General features: G+C 68.1%; 21 protein-coding genes. 10 read left to right on the forward strand and 11 right to left on the reverse strand.

The features are described from left to right. Window positions 1–36: 36 nt before the first annotated feature. Genes RMP09_RS00855 through RMP09_RS00865 form a run of 3 tightly spaced genes read right to left on the reverse strand, consistent with a single transcriptional unit; the run spans window position 37 to window position 1,208 of the window. Window positions 37–291, reverse strand: a complete 255-nt coding sequence (locus RMP09_RS00855; RefSeq protein WP_310564114.1) for a YkgJ family cysteine cluster protein — start codon at window positions 289–291, stop codon at window positions 37–39. A gap of 5 nt (window positions 292–296) precedes the next feature. Continuing rightward, window positions 297–887, reverse strand: coding sequence for an NAD(P)H-dependent oxidoreductase (locus RMP09_RS00860; protein WP_310564115.1), 591 nt, complete (start codon window positions 885–887; stop codon window positions 297–299). 45 nt (window positions 888–932) lie between these two features. Further along, the gene (locus RMP09_RS00865) at window positions 933–1,208 is read right to left on the reverse strand and encodes a TfoX/Sxy family protein (protein ID WP_310564116.1); all 276 of its coding nucleotides are present in this window, start codon (window positions 1,206–1,208) and stop codon (window positions 933–935) included. A gap of 150 nt (window positions 1,209–1,358) precedes the next feature. On the opposite strand from RMP09_RS00865, the gene mnmG reads away from it, so the two are divergent. The 6 genes from mnmG (at window position 1,359) to RMP09_RS00895 (ending at window position 7,187) form a co-directional block, all read left to right on the forward strand. After that, window positions 1,359–3,356, forward strand: coding sequence for a tRNA uridine-5-carboxymethylaminomethyl(34) synthesis enzyme MnmG (gene mnmG, locus RMP09_RS00870; protein ID WP_310564117.1), 1,998 nt, complete (start codon window positions 1,359–1,361; stop codon window positions 3,354–3,356). Continuing rightward, entirely contained in the window at window positions 3,353–4,021 is a 669-nt protein-coding gene (rsmG, locus tag RMP09_RS00875; RefSeq protein WP_310564118.1) for a 16S rRNA (guanine(527)-N(7))-methyltransferase RsmG, read from the forward strand. The genes mnmG and rsmG overlap by 4 nt, the downstream gene beginning before the upstream one ends. A gap of 250 nt (window positions 4,022–4,271) precedes the next feature. After that, window positions 4,272–4,886 carry a LysE family transporter gene (locus tag RMP09_RS00880; protein WP_310564119.1) on the forward strand — a complete coding sequence of 205 codons (615 nt, stop codon included), beginning with the start codon at window positions 4,272–4,274 and terminating at the stop codon, window positions 4,884–4,886. 18 nt (window positions 4,887–4,904) lie between these two features. Next, on the forward strand, window positions 4,905–5,675 hold the full coding sequence (locus RMP09_RS00885; RefSeq protein ID WP_310564120.1) for an AAA family ATPase: 771 nt from the start codon (window positions 4,905–4,907) through the stop codon (window positions 5,673–5,675). 29 nt (window positions 5,676–5,704) lie between these two features. After that, window positions 5,705–6,253 carry an alpha/beta hydrolase gene (locus RMP09_RS00890; protein WP_310564121.1) on the forward strand — a complete coding sequence of 183 codons (549 nt, stop codon included), beginning with the start codon at window positions 5,705–5,707 and terminating at the stop codon, window positions 6,251–6,253. A gap of 1 nt (window position 6,254) precedes the next feature. After that, complete coding sequence (locus RMP09_RS00895) at window positions 6,255–7,187, forward strand: ParB/RepB/Spo0J family partition protein (protein ID WP_310564122.1); 933 nt, start codon at window positions 6,255–6,257, stop codon at window positions 7,185–7,187. Between the two features lie 183 nt (window positions 7,188–7,370). Here the strand turns inward: RMP09_RS00895 and RMP09_RS00900 are convergent, their stop codons facing one another. The 4 genes from RMP09_RS00900 to RMP09_RS00915 all read right to left on the reverse strand — a co-directional run bounded on the left by RMP09_RS00900 (window position 7,371) and on the right by RMP09_RS00915 (window position 11,118). Continuing rightward, the gene (locus RMP09_RS00900; RefSeq protein ID WP_310564123.1) at window positions 7,371–8,198 is read right to left on the reverse strand and encodes a hypothetical protein; all 828 of its coding nucleotides are present in this window, start codon (window positions 8,196–8,198) and stop codon (window positions 7,371–7,373) included. An 84-nt stretch (window positions 8,199–8,282) separates the two neighbouring features. Beyond that, a complete protein-coding gene (locus RMP09_RS00905) occupies window positions 8,283–8,864 on the reverse strand; it encodes a sel1 repeat family protein (protein WP_310564124.1) in 582 nt (193 codons plus the stop codon). 423 nt (window positions 8,865–9,287) lie between these two features. After that, window positions 9,288–10,712 carry an FAD-binding oxidoreductase gene (locus RMP09_RS00910; protein ID WP_310564125.1) on the reverse strand — a complete coding sequence of 475 codons (1,425 nt, stop codon included), beginning with the start codon at window positions 10,710–10,712 and terminating at the stop codon, window positions 9,288–9,290. A gap of 109 nt (window positions 10,713–10,821) precedes the next feature. Next, window positions 10,822–11,118, reverse strand: a complete 297-nt coding sequence (locus RMP09_RS00915) for an EF-hand domain-containing protein (protein WP_310564126.1) — start codon at window positions 11,116–11,118, stop codon at window positions 10,822–10,824. Between the two features lie 182 nt (window positions 11,119–11,300). On the opposite strand from RMP09_RS00915, the gene RMP09_RS00920 reads away from it, so the two are divergent. Both RMP09_RS00920 and RMP09_RS00925 read left to right on the forward strand, forming a co-directional pair. Then, window positions 11,301–11,867, forward strand: coding sequence for a cob(I)yrinic acid a,c-diamide adenosyltransferase (locus RMP09_RS00920; protein WP_310564127.1), 567 nt, complete (start codon window positions 11,301–11,303; stop codon window positions 11,865–11,867). A gap of 2 nt (window positions 11,868–11,869) precedes the next feature. Then, the gene (locus tag RMP09_RS00925) at window positions 11,870–12,214 is read left to right on the forward strand and encodes a hypothetical protein (protein ID WP_310564128.1); all 345 of its coding nucleotides are present in this window, start codon (window positions 11,870–11,872) and stop codon (window positions 12,212–12,214) included. Here the strand turns inward: RMP09_RS00925 and RMP09_RS00930 are convergent, their stop codons facing one another. Then, window positions 12,215–13,339: a PilT/PilU family type 4a pilus ATPase gene (locus RMP09_RS00930; RefSeq protein WP_310564129.1), complete on the reverse strand. Its 1,125-nt coding sequence runs from the start codon at window positions 13,337–13,339 to the stop codon at window positions 12,215–12,217. It lies immediately after the preceding gene. Between the two features lie 258 nt (window positions 13,340–13,597). Here RMP09_RS00930 and RMP09_RS00935 point away from each other — a divergent pair, with 258 nt between their 5' ends. Further along, a complete protein-coding gene (locus RMP09_RS00935) occupies window positions 13,598–14,005 on the forward strand; it encodes a DUF6228 family protein (RefSeq protein WP_310564130.1) in 408 nt (135 codons plus the stop codon). 51 nt (window positions 14,006–14,056) lie between these two features. Here RMP09_RS00935 and RMP09_RS00940 read toward each other — a convergent pair whose 3' ends face one another. The 3 genes from RMP09_RS00940 to RMP09_RS00950 all read right to left on the reverse strand — a co-directional run bounded on the left by RMP09_RS00940 (window position 14,057) and on the right by RMP09_RS00950 (window position 16,425). Further along, window positions 14,057–14,482, reverse strand: coding sequence for a hotdog fold thioesterase (locus tag RMP09_RS00940; RefSeq protein ID WP_310564131.1), 426 nt, complete (start codon window positions 14,480–14,482; stop codon window positions 14,057–14,059). A 5-nt stretch (window positions 14,483–14,487) separates the two neighbouring features. After that, window positions 14,488–15,777, reverse strand: a complete 1,290-nt coding sequence (locus RMP09_RS00945; protein WP_310564132.1) for a solute carrier family 23 protein — start codon at window positions 15,775–15,777, stop codon at window positions 14,488–14,490. A 159-nt stretch (window positions 15,778–15,936) separates the two neighbouring features. Next, window positions 15,937–16,425 carry a DUF3237 domain-containing protein gene (locus RMP09_RS00950; RefSeq protein WP_310564133.1) on the reverse strand — a complete coding sequence of 163 codons (489 nt, stop codon included), beginning with the start codon at window positions 16,423–16,425 and terminating at the stop codon, window positions 15,937–15,939. A gap of 134 nt (window positions 16,426–16,559) precedes the next feature. Here RMP09_RS00950 and RMP09_RS00955 point away from each other — a divergent pair. Continuing rightward, a partial coding sequence (locus tag RMP09_RS00955) for an AMP-binding protein (protein WP_310564134.1) occupies window positions 16,560–17,088 on the forward strand: 529 nt, incomplete at its 3' end.

Genomic DNA, 17,088 nt, shown 5'->3' on the forward strand with positions numbered 1-17,088 from the left:
TTCTCCATGACAAAGGCCCGCTCGTGCGGGCCTTTGTCATGGACGGGTGGCGTGTTCCAGGTGCGCCAGAAACAGCAGCGCGTGCTCGCGCGTCTCGCCACACATCTCCGGGCTTGGCGGCAGCGAGCCGCACACCGCCGGGCGCTCTGGCAATCCGAAAAGCCGGCAGCGCAGGGTTTCGTCCAGGTGCGGGCAGGCAACCCCTGCGGGCTTGCCGCCCGGCAAACCGGGCAGGGGGCTGCTGATCGACGGCGCGATGCAGCAGGCCGCGCAGCCGGGGCGGCAGTCCACCGCGTTCAGCCCTGGAAACGGCGCGCCGCCCAGAGCACCTGCTCGACCACGCCACGCACGTTCTCGCGCGCCGGTTCGGCGGCCAGCTGGCCGTCGGGCGTGAAGGCTTCGCCTGCCTTGGACAGGGCGAACTGCTTTGGCGACACCCAGCACTGCAGGTTCAGCAGCAGCGGCGCCAGGTGGCTCAGGCTGCGCAGGCCGCCAAGCGCGCCGGGCGAGGCGGACAGCATGCCCACCACCTTGCCGGCAAACGGCTTGCTGCCGCTGGACCAGGTGGGGTCGCCCTTGATGGGGCTGGAGACCCAGTCGATGGTGTTCTTCATCAGCGCCGTGTAGCTGCCGTTGTACTCGGGCGAGACCACGACCCAGGCCGGGTGGGCGAAGAAGAGTTCTTTGAGGCGCACCACGTCGCGCGGCGTGCCCTTGGCTTCGAGGTCGGCGTTGTACAGCGGCACGTCGAAATCGGCCAGTTCGATGTGGGTCACGGCGGCACCCGCGTCGCGCGCGAGCCCGGCGGCGACGGTGGCCAGCTTGCGGTTGAAGGACTGGGCGCGCGTGCTGCCCGCGAAAACGAGGAGGGGGGTGGGGGAGGTCATGCGGCCGATTGTGTCAGCCAGGGGGCGCAGGATTCCTGCGTGGGGCTATCCCGGGTCGGGCCGGCGCGCCGCGTCCAGGGCCAGCAGCAGGCGCGTGCGCTCCTCGCGGGCGACCACCCGCCAGTCCTGCCCCGTCAGTGCGCCCTCCATCGCCCAGAGCAGGTTGAGGCTGGCGTTCTGCCTGGCGGCTTTGACGCGCAGATAGGCCTGCACCGCCCCGACCCGCTCCAGATCGGCGCGGCTGTGGAGGCCGGCGGCGGCGAGCATGGCCAGGGACTTGGGGCCGAGGCCGGGCAGATCAGGCGGTGTGGACGTTGGCATGGGCAAGCGGTGCGGGGGCGCAGGGCCAGGCGCTATCTAGGACAATAGCGGGTTCGCGCGGGCCGGGGCAGGCCTGCAGCCACTGTTTCACGTGAAACAGCCCTTGCATTGTCAGGCCGGCCGGGATGGCGACGGCCCTGGAGCACCCTCATGTTGTACCCCCAAGAGTTTGATGTCATCGTCGTCGGCGGTGGCCACGCCGGCACCGAGGCCGCGCTGGCCGCTGCACGCATGGGCTGCGCTACGCTGCTGCTCACCCACAACATCGAGACGCTGGGGCAGATGAGCTGCAACCCCAGCATCGGCGGCATCGGCAAGGGTCACTTGGTGAAAGAGGTGGACGCGCTGGGCGGCGCGATGGCACTGGCCACGGACGAGGGCGGCATCCAGTTCCGCATCCTCAACAGCAGCAAGGGCCCTGCCGTGCGCGCCACCCGTGCCCAGGCCGATCGCATCCTGTACAAGGCGGCCATCCGCCGCATGCTCGAGAACCAGCCCAACCTGTGGCTGTTCCAGCAGGCGGTGGACGACCTGATGGTGGAGGGCAACCGCGTGGTGGGTGCCGTCACGCAGGTCGGCATCCGCTTCCGCAGCCGCACCGTGGTGCTGACGGCGGGCACCTTCCTGGACGGCAAGATCCATGTGGGCCTGAACAACTACGCCGCCGGCCGCGCAGGCGATCCGCCGGCCGTGTCGCTCAGTGCGCGGCTGAAAGAGCTGAAGCTGCCGCAGGCGCGCCTGAAAACCGGCACGCCGCCACGGCTGGACGGCCGGACCATCGACTATTCCAAGTGCCAGGAGCAGCCCGGCGACGGTGTGCCCGGTGGCATGAACGCCGACCAGCCGGTGCCGGTGTTCAGCTTCATGGGTTCGACGGCGATGCACCCGAAGCAGGTGCCATGCTGGATCACCCACACCAACCTGCGCACGCACGACATCATCCGCTCCGGTTTCGACCGCAGCCCCATGTTCACCGGCAAGATCGAGGGCGTCGGCCCGCGCTACTGCCCGAGCGTGGAAGACAAGATCAACCGCTTCGCCGACAAGGACAGCCACCAGATCTTCCTGGAGCCCGAGGGCCTGACCACGCACGAGGTCTACCCCAACGGCATCAGCACCAGCCTGCCGTTCGACATCCAGTACGCGCTGGTGCGCAGTATGCCGGGGCTGGAAAACGCCCACATCCTGCGCCCGGGTTACGCCATCGAATACGACTACTTCGACCCACGCTCGCTCAAGAACAGCTTCGAGACCAAGCAGATCCAGGGCCTGTTCTTCGCCGGTCAGATCAACGGCACCACCGGCTACGAAGAGGCGGCGGCCCAGGGCCTGTTTGCCGGCCTCAACGCCGCGCTGCAGTGCCAGGACAAGGACGCCTGGCTGCCGCGCCGCGACGAAGCCTATCTCGGGGTGCTGGTGGACGACCTGGTGACCCAGGGCGTGACCGAGCCCTACCGCATGTTCACCAGCCGGGCCGAGTTCCGCCTGCAATTGCGCGAGGACAACGCCGACATGCGCCTGACCGAACAGGGCCGGGTCATGGGGCTGGTGGACGACGCCCGCTGGGATGCTTTCAGCCGCAAGCGCGACGCGGTTTCACGTGAAACAGAGCGTTTGAAGTCGACCTGGGTGAATCCGCGCAACCTGCCGGCGGCCGAGAGCGAGCGGGTGCTGGGCAAAGCCATCGAGCACGAACACAACCTGTTCGATCTGCTGCGTCGGCCGGGCGTGGGCTACGCCGATTTGCTGGGCATGGATGGCGGCAAGTACCGGCCGACACCCAAGGCCGACGATGCCGACGGCCGCCCCGTGGTTTCACGTGAAACACTGGGCGAGTTGCACGACCCCGTGGTGGAACAGGTGGAGATCGCGGCCAAGTATTCGGGCTACATCGACCGGCAGAAGGACGAGGTGGAGCGCGCCGCGCACTACGAACACCTGAAGCTGCCGCCCAATCTGGACTACGCGCAGGTCACGGCCCTGTCCTTCGAGGCGCGGCAGAAGCTGGCCAAACATCGGCCCGAGACGCTGGGCCAGGCTGCGCGCATCTCGGGCATCACGCCGGCCAGCATCTCCCTGTTGATGGTCCACCTGAAAAAGGGCGGCTTCAAAGGCTTTGCCCGCACCACGGAAGAGCAGGGCGCATGAGCGCGGCGGCTCTGAAGCCGGCCCTGGAGGCTGGGCTGAATCAACTCGGGCTGGCGCTGTCGGCCGCACAGATCGATCAGCTGCTGGCCTACCAGGACCTGATCGCCAAGTGGAACAAGGTCTACAACCTGACGGCCGTGCGCGATCCGCAGGAAATGCTGACGCACCACCTGCTGGACAGCCTGGCCGCCATTCCGCCGCTGCTGCGCCATACCGGCGGGCAGTCGGTGAAATTGCTGGACGTGGGCTCGGGTGGCGGACTGCCGGGCGTGGTGATCGCGATCACCTGCCCGCAGATTCAGGTGCATTGCGTGGACACGGTGCTCAAGAAGGCGACCTTCATCCAGCAGGTGGCGGCCTCGCTCAAGCTGCCCAGCCTGCGTGGCATCCACGCGCGGGTCGAGTCGCTGAAGGCGGAAGAGGGCAGTGGCTACGACGTGGTCTGCTCGCGCGCCTTTGCCTCGCTGGTGGACTTCACCACCTGGTCACGCTCGGCTCTGAAACCGGGGGCGGTGTGGATGGCGATGAAGGGCAAGCACCCCGCGGATGAGCTGTCTGCGCTGCCGGCCGATGTGTCGGTGTTTCACGTGGAACAGTTGACGGTGCCGGGCCTGGAGGCCGAGCGATGCATCGTGTGGCTTCGGCCTGCTGCCTCGCCGGTCTGAGTTCTGTTTCGGGCTGAGGCCTCGCGCCACGGCCCGTGAGCGGGGTCATGTTGGCGCGCCACCGTTTCGTGGAGGGGGCTGTGGCGTGTGGATGGGCGGCGGGACGATTCGCGGTGGTCACACGGGAACAGAACCACCCGCCCAAGAAGCGATGTTTCAGCAAAACACACTGCACACCAACCACAAAGCCCGCCGACGCAAAACAGCGCTCACGTAAACTCACCCGTCCCACCCGCAGAGAAAGCCCCGCATGTTCGGCATCGCAGACTACGGCGCATTCGTCGCCGCCATCATCCTGTTTCTCGCCATCCCCGGCCCGGGCAACCTCGCCCTCATCACCTCCACCAGCAAAGGCGGCATCCGGGGCGGCCTGGGCGCCACCTTTGGCGTCATCGCGGGCGACCAGGTCCTGATGTGGGCCGCGGTGGCTGGTGTGGCGGCGCTGCTCTCCGCCTATCCCGCCGCTTTCCACGCCGTCCAGTGGCTGGGTGCGGCCTACCTCGCGTGGCTCGGTTTCAAGATGCTCACGGCAAAGCCGGGCGGGGCACCCGTGCTGAACATCCGCCCGCGGCAGTACTTCCAGCAGGCCTTCACCATCACCCTGCTCAACCCCAAGGCCATCGTGTTCTACATGGCCTTCTTCCCGCTGTTCGTGGACCCGGCCAAACACCAGGGCCTGCTCACCTTCGGCGCCATGGCCGTCACCGTCGCCTGCCTGACCTTTCTCTACGGCCTGACGGCCGTGCTGCTGACCCACTTCCTGGCCGAGCGCATGCGCGCCAACCCGAAGATCGGCCAGACCCTGGAAAAGCTCGCGGGGGTGTTCCTGATCGGCTTCGGCGTCAAGCTGGCGCTCTCCAAATAAGCAACCGGGTTCGACCACATGGCCAAGATTTTTTGCGTCGCCAACCAGAAGGGCGGCGTCGGCAAGACCACCACCACCGTCAACCTCGCCGCCGGCCTGGCCAAGGTCGGGCAGCGTGTGCTGATGGTCGACCTCGACCCGCAGGGCAACGCCACCATGGGCTCGGGCGTGGACAAGCGCAGCATGGAACTCTCGGTTTACGACGTGCTGCTGGAATCGGCTTCGGTGGCCGAGGCGGCGATCCGGTCCGAGAAATGCGGCTACCACGTGCTCGGCGCCAACCGCGAACTCGCCGGTGCCGAGGTTGAACTGGTCGAGCTGGAGCGCCGCGACCAGCGCCTGAAGACCGCGCTGGCCGCCGTGGCGTCCGACTATGACTTCGTGCTGATCGATTGCCCCCCGTCCCTGAGCATGCTCACGCTCAACGGCCTGTGCGCGGCGAACGGCGTGATCGTGCCCATGCAGTGCGAGTACTTCGCGCTCGAAGGCCTGACCGATCTGGTCAACACCATCAAGCAGGTGCACGCCAACCTCAACAAGGACCTGCAGATCATCGGCCTGCTGCGCGTCATGTTCGACCCGCGCATCACGCTGCAGCAGCAGGTCAGCGACCAGCTCAAGGGCCACTTCGGCGACAAGGTGTTCAACACCGTGATCCCGCGCAACGTGCGCCTGGCCGAAGCGCCCAGCTACGGCCTGCCCGGCGTGGTGTTCGACCCGTCGGCGCGCGGCAGCCAGGCCTTTGTGGCGTTTGCATCAGAAATGGTCCAGCGCATCCAGACGATGTGATGTGAGCGCCGGCTTCTTTTGAAATGCCCATGAAACCAGAGAACGTTCTCATCCTGCCGGGCTGGCAGAACAGCGGCCCTGCGCACTGGCAAAGCCGCTGGGAAGCGCTGCACGGGTACCAACGGGTGGACCAGCACGACTGGATGACGCCCCGACGTGGCGACTGGATCGCCCGGCTGGAAGACGTGATCCTGGGCACCGACGGCCCGGTGCTGCTGGTCGCGCACAGCCTCGGCTGCATCCTCACCGCCGCCTGGGCCGAAGTTTCGCGCAGCACCGCCCGGGTGCAGGGCGCGCTGCTGGTGGCACCCGGCGACCCGGAACGCGACGAACTGCGCGGCCTGCTGCCCAGCTGGGCGCCCATCGCTCGCCAGCGCCTGCCGTTCCCGAGCACCCTGGTGGGCAGCCGCAACGACCCGTACTGCGGCTTCGACGAGGCCCAAAGCCTGGCCGACAGCTGGGGCGCGCGCTTCATCGACCTCGGCGAGCGCGGCCACATCAATGCGGAATCGGGGCTGGGCGACTGGCCGGAAGGGCGGGCGCTGCTCCAAGAACTCACCGACAAGAAAGACACCTGAGATGGCCACCAAAAAACCCAAGGGCCTCGGCCGCGGACTCGAAGCCCTGCTGGGCCCCAAGGTCGCCGAAGCCGCGTCGCCCGACGCCCAGGAAGCCGGCCGCGCCGCCGGTGCGCCCAGCACCCTGCCGCTGACCGAACTGGTCGCGGGCGTCTACCAGCCGCGCACGCGCATGGACGAGGGCGCGCTCTACGAGCTGGCCGAGTCGATCAAGGCGCAGGGCATCATGCAGCCGATCCTGGTGCGCAAGCTCGCCGATGGGCCGAACGCCGGCAAGTACGAAATCATCGCCGGCGAGCGGCGCTTCCGTGCTTCCCGGCTGGCGGGTCTGGACAGCGTGCCGGTGCTGGTGCGCGATGTGCCCAACGAGGCCGCCGCGGCCATGGCGCTGATCGAGAACATCCAGCGCGAAGACCTCAACCCGCTGGAAGAGGCCCAGGGCCTGCAGCGCCTGGTCAAGGAATTTGGCCTGACGCACGAACAGGCCGCCCAGGCCGTGGGCCGTTCGCGCTCGGCGGCGTCCAACCTGCTGCGCCTGCTGCAACTGGCCGAGCCGGTGCAGACCATGCTGATGGCCGGCGACATCGACATGGGCCACGCGCGCGCGCTGCTGTCGCTGGAGAAGGTGGCGCAGATCACGGCCGGCAACCAGATCGCGGCCAAGAAGATGTCGGTGCGCGAGGCCGAGAGCCTGGTCAAGAAGCTGGGCGCCGAGTTCAACCTGGTGCAGCAAAAGCCCAAGAAGGAAAAGTCGCGCGACATCAAGCGCGTGGAGGAAGAGCTGGCCGACCTGCTGACCGCCGAGGTCGAGGTGCGCATCAAGAAGCGCGTCAAGCGCCACGGCCGCGTGGAAGAGATGGGCGAACTCGCGATCCAGTTTGGTTCGCTGGACGAACTCAACGGGCTGATCGACAAGCTGCGTAACGAGCGCTGAGAACGGACCGAAAAGCAAAAGAAAAAGGCCTCCAAGTGGAGGCCTTTTTTTCAGGCGTCGCGCCAGCGTCCAGCAAACGCCGTGGAACCGGCTCTGCCGGGCCACAGGTGTTGTCCCCCTGCCCAGCGCCGCAGGCGCGCCAGAGCGGGGGGAAGCCGCGTCAGCGGCGCAGGGGGGTGACCCTCAATTGCCTACCTTGAGCACGCCACCCTTGCCCAGACCACCCTTGACCTCTTGCGCCTTGTAGTTCTTGAGCGAGATCACCATGTTGTTGTAGGCGTCCATGAAGGCGGCCACGGTGGCCTTGCCCTCGGGCGTGCGCGAAAAGCCGCTCAGGCCCGCCGCGGCACCGCCGCCGAAGGCGCCCAGGGCGGCGCCGAAGTTGGTGGCGGTGGCGTTGCCTTCCGAAATCGCGATCTGCACCCCCGAGCGGATGTCGAACATGGTCAGCGTCACGACCGAGGCCTTGGACTCCATCGAGCCAGCGAGGGTGCCGAAGCCGCCCCCGATCAGGCCGCCGAGCGCGGCGCCGAGCTTCCCGGTGGAGTCGTTGTCGATGATGATGGCCGGCTCCAGGTAGTAGTCGGCGGCCACGCGCTGGCCCTTTTGCTGCTTGGACCCGGCGCGGAACTCGCCCGAATTGCGCTGTTTGTCGGTGATGGTGGACAGCTTGCTCTCGGTGCGGTTGTTGCCCACCGAGGTGATCACGAAGCAGTTGGACTGCTGCACCGCCAGGCGCAGCAGGGGCTCGATGCTGGTGACCTTGGTGGCCTGGCCGAAGCTGGCGTACCACTCCTTGCCGCGGCCGTCGTCCACCGCCAGCGTGCCCAGCGGCGCGCTGCAGCGCTGCAGGTTGCTGTCAGCGCCCACGCTGGTGCCGCCGGCCGCGCCGCCTTTGGACGCGGTGGCGCTGGTGCCGGTGGACACGGTGCCGCCGGGGGTGACGCAGCCGGCCAGGGCCAGGGTGGTGGCCAGGGCGGCCCAGCGCAGGGAAATGGAGGAGGTGTTCATGGGTTCAGACTTTCTCTTGGACAACAAACGGGGGAAGGACGCGATCGGGGTGGCCGATCGCTCGTGTCGGTGGTGGGGCGGGGCTCAGCGGTGGTACCAGCCGGCCGCGCCCCAATACCAGTGGTACGGGTAGCCACTGGCCCACCAGCCGAGCCAGTTCTGGCGGTGGAACTGGCGCCACTGGTAGCGCTCCTGCTCGGTTTTCTTGGCGCTGCGGGCTTCGGCCAGCAGTTTCTCGGCTTCCTTGTCGCCGCGGGCGGCTGCCAGTGCGAGCCACTTCTCGGCCTCGGCCGGGTCGGCGCCCATTTCTTCCACCCCGCTCAGGTAGAAGCGGCCCAGGGCCAGCTGGGCTTCGGGCACGCCGCGGTCGCCGGCCTCGCGCATCCACTGGATGGCCTGGTAACTGTCGCGCCGCACGCCGTCGCCGCGGTAGTAGCGCAGCGCCAGGTCGTAGGCGGCGCGCGGGTCCTGGCGGGCGATGTCGGCCAGCGCGGCCAGGCGCCGGGTTTCTTCGGGGTGGTCGTCGTGGGCGGGGTCGAAGCTCGCGCTGTCGCGCGGCCGGTCGGCGCATCCACTGGCGTCGCAGATGCGGATGGTGGCGTCGCCACTCTGGGCGCAGGCCGCACCCGCGAGCAGCAGGCCGGACAGCAGTAGTCGGTTTTTCATATGGGCTCCCTGGATTGGGCTTCTTTGGCAAACAAAAGCACTCGTGTGCCATTGTGCCTTGTCGCCGCAGGGGGGACCGCGCGCGGATGGGGCCGCCCAGCCGGGGTCACCCCCAAGGGGTGGAGGCGGGCGCCCCTGCGACGGTCAGCGGGCCAGCCGTTACGCGCGCTGACCGGTGGTGCTGTCTGGTCGTCATGGGGCCGATGTGGAACCGCCCCAGGCCGCAGCGCGCGTGGGCCGCGCCCCGGCGCTGACATCCCGCGTGCAGGGGCCCGAAAGGCATCGCGGGGCCCGCCGCCCTGCGCACGGGCGGTCGGGCAGACGGGCGGGGTGACCCTGCCCCGGTTCAGCGCCCCGTCTTCTTCTTCGGCCAGCCCCCGCGCGGCGGGGCCGGGCCAAACACCCTCCGCCCCTGGCCGCCCGTCAGAGCGCGAAGATCTTGCCCGGGTTGAGGATGTTGTCCGGGTCCAGCGCGCGCTTGACGGCGCGCATCATGTCCACCGCGCCGTCGCCGGCCTCGGTGCGCAGAAAGTCCATCTTGTGCAGGCCCACGCCGTGTTCGCCGGTGCAGGTGCCGCCCAGCGCCAGCGCGCGCGCCACCAGCGTGTGGTTCAGCGCTTCGGAAATGCGGTGCTCTTCGGGCTTGGCCGGGTCGATCAGGTAGCCGAAGTGGAAGTTGCCGTCGCCCACGTGGCCGACCAGGAAGTAGGGGATGCCACTGGCGTCGGCCTCGGCCACCGAGTCGAGCAGGCAGTCGGCCAGCTTGCTGATGGGCACGCAGGTGTCGGTGCTGATGGCGCGGCAGCCGGGCTTGCTCTGGATGGCCGCGAAGTACGCGTTGTGCCGCGCCGTCCACAGGCGGGTGCGTTCCTCGGGCGTGGTCGCCCACTGGAAGGCGTTGCCGCCGAACTCGGCCGCGATCTCCTGCACCGTCTCGGCCTGTTCCTTCACGCTCGCGGGCGAGCCGTGGAACTCCATCAGCAGCATGTGTTCCTCGCGCAGGCCGAGCTTGCTGTGCGCGTTGACCATGCGCACGGTGTTGGCGTCGATCAGCTCGCAGCGCGCGATCGGCACGCCCAGCTGGATCACCTGGATCACGGTGCGCACCGCGGCTTCGATGGTGGGGAAGGAGCAGGTCGCGGCCGAGATCGCCTCGGGCAGCGGGTAGAGCTTGAGCGTGACCTCGGTGATCACGCCCAGCGTGCCTTCGCTGCCCACCATCAGGCGCGTGAGGTCGTAGCCGGCGCTGCTTTTCTTGGCGCGCGTGCCGGTGCGGATCACTTCGCCGCTGGCGGTGACCACTTCGAGCGCCAGCACGTTCTCGCGCATGGTGCCGTAGCGCACGGCGTTGGTGCCGCTGGCGCGGGTGGCGGTCATGCCGCCGATGGACGCGTCCGCGCCCGGGTCGATGGGGAAGAACAGGCCTTCGCTTTTCACCGCGTTGTTCACGCCCATGCGCGTCACGCCGGGCTGCACCGTCACCGTCAGGTCTTCGGCGTTGATGGCCAGCACCTGGTCCATGCGGCTGACGTCGATGCTGATGCCGCCTTGTACGGCCAGCAAATGGCCTTCGAGAGAGGAGCCGACGCCGAACGGGATGACCGGCACCTTGTATTGAGCGGCGAGTTTCACCGCATCGGCCACGTCCTGCGTGCTCTGCGCGAACACCACGGCCGAGGGCGGCGGCACGTTGAAGATGGACTCGTCGCGCCCGTGCTGCTCGCGCACCACCAGCGCGGTGGAGCACTGCGCGCCGAAGCGCTGCTGCAGCGCCTCGATCAGCGCCGCGGGCACCTCGCGCAGCTGCAATTGAGGGGCCAGGTGGGCGTTGTCGGTGGGGGCGTTCATGGGGTCTCCTGCACGGGTCGGACGCCGCCGGGGCGGTGGCGATCCGGCAGTTTAGTGCCTGCCCCTGCTGACAGGGGTGCCGGGCGGCACACCCCCACCGCGGCCCGGGTCAGCCCTTGCTGCCCTGTGCAAACTCCTCGGCGTTCAGACTGCCGTTGCGGTCGGTGTCCAGCCGGTCGAAAGCCGCCTCCAGCTCCGGCACGGTGGCGGCCTCGCTGCGGCTGATCTGGCCGTCGCCATTCCGGTCGACCTGGTGGAACTGCGTGCTCACTGGTTTGCCATTGCGCACCGGCGCGGGGGGCGGCACGTTCTGCGCCATGGCGGCACCGGCCAGCGTCCAGCCGGCGATCAGCGCAACGCTGCGGGCTTCGAAATTGGCGACAAGTTGGTGGCGTTTCACGGTCATGGACATCTCCTGAACAGTTGAAAGGACCGCCATTGCACCGGCTGCCGCGGCCCAAGGCCAGTGCTTTTGCCCACCGTTGCCTCGTTCACCAAAGCTTTGCCCGGGGACACATTTCTTCGTCCCCTGTTACCGGAGGCCTTTCCCGCACAATCGCGTTTCAAACACACGAGACAAGGAACGCCATGGGCAACCGACTCACACAGATCGCCACCCGCACCGGCGACGCCGGCACCACCGGCCTGGGCGACAACGCGCGCGTGTCCAAAAACAGCCTGCGCGTGCACGCCATGGGTGACGTGGACGAACTCAACTCCCACATCGGTCTGCTGCTGTGCGAAGACCTGCCCGCCGACGTGCGCACGCTGCTGGTCGAGATCCAGCACCAGCTGTTCAACCTCGGCGGTGAACTCTCCATCCCCGGCTACGAACTGCTCAAAGCCGAAGCCGTGCTCGCGCTCGACGACGCCCTGGCCACCCACAACGCCCAGCTGCCGCGCCTGCAGGAATTCATCCTGCCCGCCGGTAACCGCGCCGCCGCGCAGGCCCATGTGTGCCGCACCGTCGCGCGCCGGGCCGAACGCCAGCTGGTGGCCCTGGGCAACGAAGAAGCCATCCAGGACGCGCCGCGCCAATACCTCAACCGCCTGTCCGACCTGATGTTCGTGCTCGCGCGCGTGCTCAACCGCATGAACGGCGGCGACGACGTGTACTGGAAGAGCGAGCGCCTGGCCACGCAAGGCGAAGGCTGAACATGGGATGGCGGGGTCCGGTGGCGGCCGCGCTGGGTCTGGTGGCCTGCGGCACCGCGACGGCGGCCCCGCCCCCCGCCACCACGCAGGTGGATCTGCTGTGCGACGCCGTCTACCTGCCCGCGCGCAGCAGCTGGGTGCGCACGGTGCGCATCCGCTTCGACGACCAGCGCGTGCGCGCCGTTGAAATCGACGGCCAGCCGGTCTACAGCTTCAACGTGCAGGGCAGCACCATCCTCACCGCGCTCGACAACGAACGCATCCGTATCGACACCGCCGCACTGGCCTGGAGCAGCGACTTCCGCGGCCAGGCCACGTCGCAGGGGCGCTGCGAGCGGCAGGACTGATCAGGCCACCCGCAACCCCGCCGTGCTCGGCCGCTGACCGTGGTGCAGGCGGATGCGCAGCGACAGGTCGGTGCGCGAATCGGCGAACTCCAGCGCCTGCTCGGCCGTCAGCTCGCCGGCTTCGTACAGCGCGTACAGGCTCTGGTCAAAGGTGCACATGCCCAGCTCGCTGCTCTTGGCGATCACGTCTTTGATCTCGTCCGTCTGCCCCTTCTGGATCAGCTCGCTGATGTAGGGCGAGAGCAGCATCACCTCCACCGCCGGCACCAGCTTGTCGTGCGCACCGCGGATCAGCCGCTGCCCCACCACCCCCTTGAGGTTGAGCGACAGGTCCATCAGCACCTGCTTGTGCGCCGTTTCGGGGAAGAAGTTGAGCACCCGCTGGATCGCCTGGTTCGCGTTGTTCGCGTGCAGGGTCGACACGCACAGGTGCCCGGTCTCGGCGTAGGCCATGGCGTGCTGCATGGTCTCGCGGTCGCGGATCTCTCCGATCATGATCACGTCCGGCGCCTCGCGCATCGCGTGGCGCAGCGCCTCGTCAAAACTCTGCGTGTCCAGCCCCACCTCGCGCTGGTCCACGATGCAGGTGCCGTGCGCGTGCTCGAACTCCATCGGGTCCTCCACCGTCAGGATGTGCCCGGCCGCGTTGTGGTTGCGGTGGTCCAGCAGGGCCGCCAGCGTGGTCGATTTGCCCGACCCGGCCGCCCCCACCACCAGCAACAGCCCGCGCTTGAGCTGCGCCAGCTTGCGCAGCACCGGCGGCAGCTTCAGCTGCTCCAGTGACGGAATCTTGGCGTTGATGTGCCGCACCACCACCGCCACGTCGCCGCGCTGGCGGTACACGTTCACGCGGAAGCGTCCCAGGCCCGGCAGCGCAATCGCCAGGTCGCATTCCAGCGTGGACTCGAACTCGCGGATCTGCGCCTCGCGCATCACCGAATAGGCCAGCCGCTGCGTGTGCGTCGCGTCCAGCGCGCCCTCGGTCAGGCGGCGCACCACCCCCTGGATCTTCAGCGCCGCGGCGCTGCCGCTGGAGAGAAACAGGTCCGACGCCCCGTGCGTCACCATCAGTTGCAGGTAGTGGCCGAGATCGTCGTTGGGGGCGGTGGGGAGGGAGGTGTCCATGGCGCGGCGTTGAAACAGAAAACGGGGCTTGTCTGTTTATCGGCCGGTGGGGGAGGGGCTTGAATGGGATTGACCCCGGGCGTGCTGCGGAGTCTGAATACCCAGGTGGGGGCTTCGTAGAATCGCGTCAACCTGCGCAAAACCACGGTCCGTGGCGGCAACTGCTCGTCGCCGCGGGCCTTTTTCAGCTTTCTTCGGTCACGTCATCCGGCAACTCGACTGGCATATTCGGTGATCGGTCGGACACATCAAGGTTAAATGGCTCAGGAATATCCCCTGCTCAGTCTTTGCTCTTCGAACTCCAGTCGTGTCCTTCAGATCACGGCGCGGGGAGAGTCGTTCCTCATCGCCACTTTGGCAGGGCCGACGCTTTCGGGGGCTGTAGAGGTGTGGGTTGAGACGGGCGACGTTGCGGGGCTTGCGAACTTCTTCGTTGAGTTGGCAGCGCTGGATGCGCCCTGGAAGGGCTCTCGTACTTGGTCTTCGCTTGAAGGTGATTTGGTGGTGTCTGCTTCGTGCACGAAGCTCGGTGCGGTGACGTTTCAAGTCAGCATGAGCGGCATGTCAGGGGCGCCCGAAGAGTGGCGGCTACAAGCTGGGTTGGAAACGGAGTTCGGGCAACTTGGGAAGCTTGCTGCAGACGCAATGGAATTAGTTACTCGATAAAACGCGATTAAACAGTCTGCTGCGCGTTAACGTTAGCGGCCCCAAAGCCACTCACCTCGGCGCCAGCACCGCCATCGTGATCCGCGACACGCAGGTCAGCTCTCCCACGTCGTTCTTCAGGTCGATCTGCCAGACCTGGGTGGTGCGGCCGATGTGCACCGGCCGCGTGGTGCCGGTGACCCAGCCGCTGGTCGCGCCCTTGAGGTGGTTGGCGTTGATGTCCAGGCCCACGGCGCGGTGGCCGGGCGGGCAGCTGAAGGCGGCGCCGCAGCTGCCCAGCGTCTCGGCCAGCACCACGCTCACGCCGCCGTGCAGCAGGCCATACGGCTGCTTGGTGCGGGCGTCCACCGGCACGCGGGCGGTGATGAAGTCGTCGCCGACCTCCAGGAACTCCATGCCCAGGTGTTGCACGGCGGTGCCGACGTGGATGTCCGTCAGCACCTGCACCGAGATGTCCTGTGTCCAGACGCGTGCCATGGTGTTCAGCCCTTCTTGCGTCCGATCAGCGCCCACAGCAGGATGGCGCCAAAGGTCGCGGTACCGATGCCGCCGAGCGCGAAGTCGCCGAACTTGAGCGTGTAGTCACCGGTGCCCAGCACCAGGGTGATGGCGGCGACCAGCAGGTTCTTGTTGTCCGAGAAATTCACCTTGTTGTCGACCCAGATCTTGGCGCCGGCCACGGCGATCAGGCCGAAGACGACGATGGACACACCGCCCATGACGGCCAGCGGAATCGCCTGGATCAGCGCGCCGAACTTGGGGCTGAAGCCCAGCAGCACGGCCATGATGCCGGCCACCAGGAACACGGCGGTCGAGTAGATCTTGGTCGCGGCCATGACGCCGATGTTTTCGGCATAGGTGGTCACGCCGGTGCCGCCCGCGCTGCCGGCCACGATGGTGGCGATGCCGTCGCCGATGAAGGCGCGGCCCATGTACGGGTCGAGGTTCTTGCCAGTCATGGCGGTCACGGCCTTGATGTGGCCCAGGTTCTCGGCCACCAGGATGATGGCGACGGGCGCGATCAGCAGCATGGCGTTGGCGCTGAACACCGGCGCGCTGAAGTTCGGCAGGCCGAACCAGGCGGCGTTGGCGATGCCCGACAGGTCCAGCGGCTTGCCCAGGCCCATGCCGTTGGTGAGCACGGCGTAGACGATGCTGGCCAAGATGAGGCCGACCAGGATCAGCAGGCGCTGCACCATGCCGCTGCTGAACACGGCCACCAGCGCGACGCAGACGAAGGTGATGCCCTGCATCCACTTGTCGAAATCGGTCGGCGCCATGTTCTTGATCGGGATGCCGGCCAGGTTCAGGCCGATCACCGCCACCACCGCGCCGGTGACCACCGGGGGCATGAAACGCTCGATCCAGCCGGTGCCGATGGCCTGCACGATGACGCCGATGGCGGTGTAGACCACGCCGCAGGCGATGATGCCGCCCAGCGCCACGCCGATGTTGGCGTTGGGGCCTGAACCGGCGTAGCCGCTGGCCGCGATGACGACGCCGATGAAGGCGAAGCTGGACCCCAGGTAGCTGGGCACCTTGCCACCGGTGATGAGGAAGAAGATCAGCGTGCCGATGCCGCTCATGAGGATGGCGACGTTCGGATCGAAGCCCATGAGGATGGGGGCGAGCACGGTGGCGCCGAACATGGCGATCAGGTGCTGCACGCCCATCACGCCGGTCTGTGCCCAGGGCAGGCGTTCATCGGGGCCGATGACGCCGCCGTTGGCGAGGGTGGAGGGGGATTTTTGTGTCCAGCTCAAAAGGCCCATGGGGACTCCTGTGGTTGTTTGAGGTGGCGGCGATTGTGCTCCGCCCCCGTGGCGGCGCGCAGCTTGCGCTGCAGCAGCGCGCGGCCCTGCGGGACGCGGGCGCGACAAGCGCGCCGCGCGACCATGCGGCTGCTGCAGGGCCAGGGGTGTTGACCGGCGTCAGCCGACGCGGAAGAAACGCATCTCGACCCGGTCGGGGAAGCGCGCGCCGGTGCCGATGAACAGGCTCTCGGTCATCCAGGCCAGCGCGGGGTGCGAGACCTCGAAGGTGGGCGCGCAGCGGAAGTAGATGGCGGCCGGGTCCACCGGCTCGCCGCGCACCAGGCGGGCCGTGTCTTCGGCGCTGGCGCGGCGCAGGGCGCGGTTCTGCACGAACACGTGGGCGCCGGCCCAGGCCGCATCGTCCAGCTGCAGCAGGTAGCGTGCGTCCAGGTCGGCGCAGGTGTCGCTGACCACCAGCTGGAAGTCCGCCCCGCCTGGCAGCACCGCGCCGTTGAGCTGGCCGCGCACCGTGCCCCCGGTGATGGGGATGATGCGCCGCCGCCCGCGGCTGTTGAGCCCGGTGACCGCGCCCGCCTCGATGGGCGTGGCGACAGTGACGGTGAGGTCGAAGACCGGTTCCAGCGGGGGCGTGGGCAAGGGGTTCATGCCGGCGTTATAGCCCAGGCCCGCGCGGGTGTCGCCTCGGGCAACCACGGCCAGGCGGGCGCACTGCTACGCTGGCGCCCCAGAGACAAGCCGGCCGGCGCGGCCGGTCCGAACCCCTTTCACAGAGCCCCGCCATGAGCCAGCCCACTGCGCCTTTCACGCCCCAGATCCGCCTGTACCAGCAGTGGCTGGCCGAACAGCGCGGCCTGCACTTTGCCGACTACGACGCGCTCTGGCGCTGGTCCACCACCGAGCTGGACGCCTTCTGGCAAAGCATCTGGGACTACTTCGACCTGCGCTCGCTGACGCCGCACACCGCGGTGCTCGAACGCAACGTGATGCCCGGCGCGCGCTGGTTCCCCGGCGCGCAGGTCAACTACGCGCAGCAGGTGTTCCGCCACGTGCAGCCGGCGCACGCGGCGGGCTTCCCCGCGGTGATCAGCCGCAACGAAAAGGGCCGCCATGTCGAATTGAGCTGGCCCGACCTGCGGCGCCAGGTCGCCTCGCTCGCGCTGCACCTGCAGGCCCAGGGCGTGCAGCCCGGCGACCGCGTGGCCGCCTACCTGCCCAACATCCCCGAAACCATGGTCGCCTTCCTCGCGGTGGTCAGCATCGGCGCGGTGTGGAGCGTGTGCGCGCCCGACATGGGCACCAACGCCGTGC

This window comes from Hydrogenophaga sp., assembly GCF_031426985.1.
In the GTDB taxonomy this organism is placed as follows: domain Bacteria; phylum Pseudomonadota; class Gammaproteobacteria; order Burkholderiales; family Burkholderiaceae_C; genus Hydrogenophaga.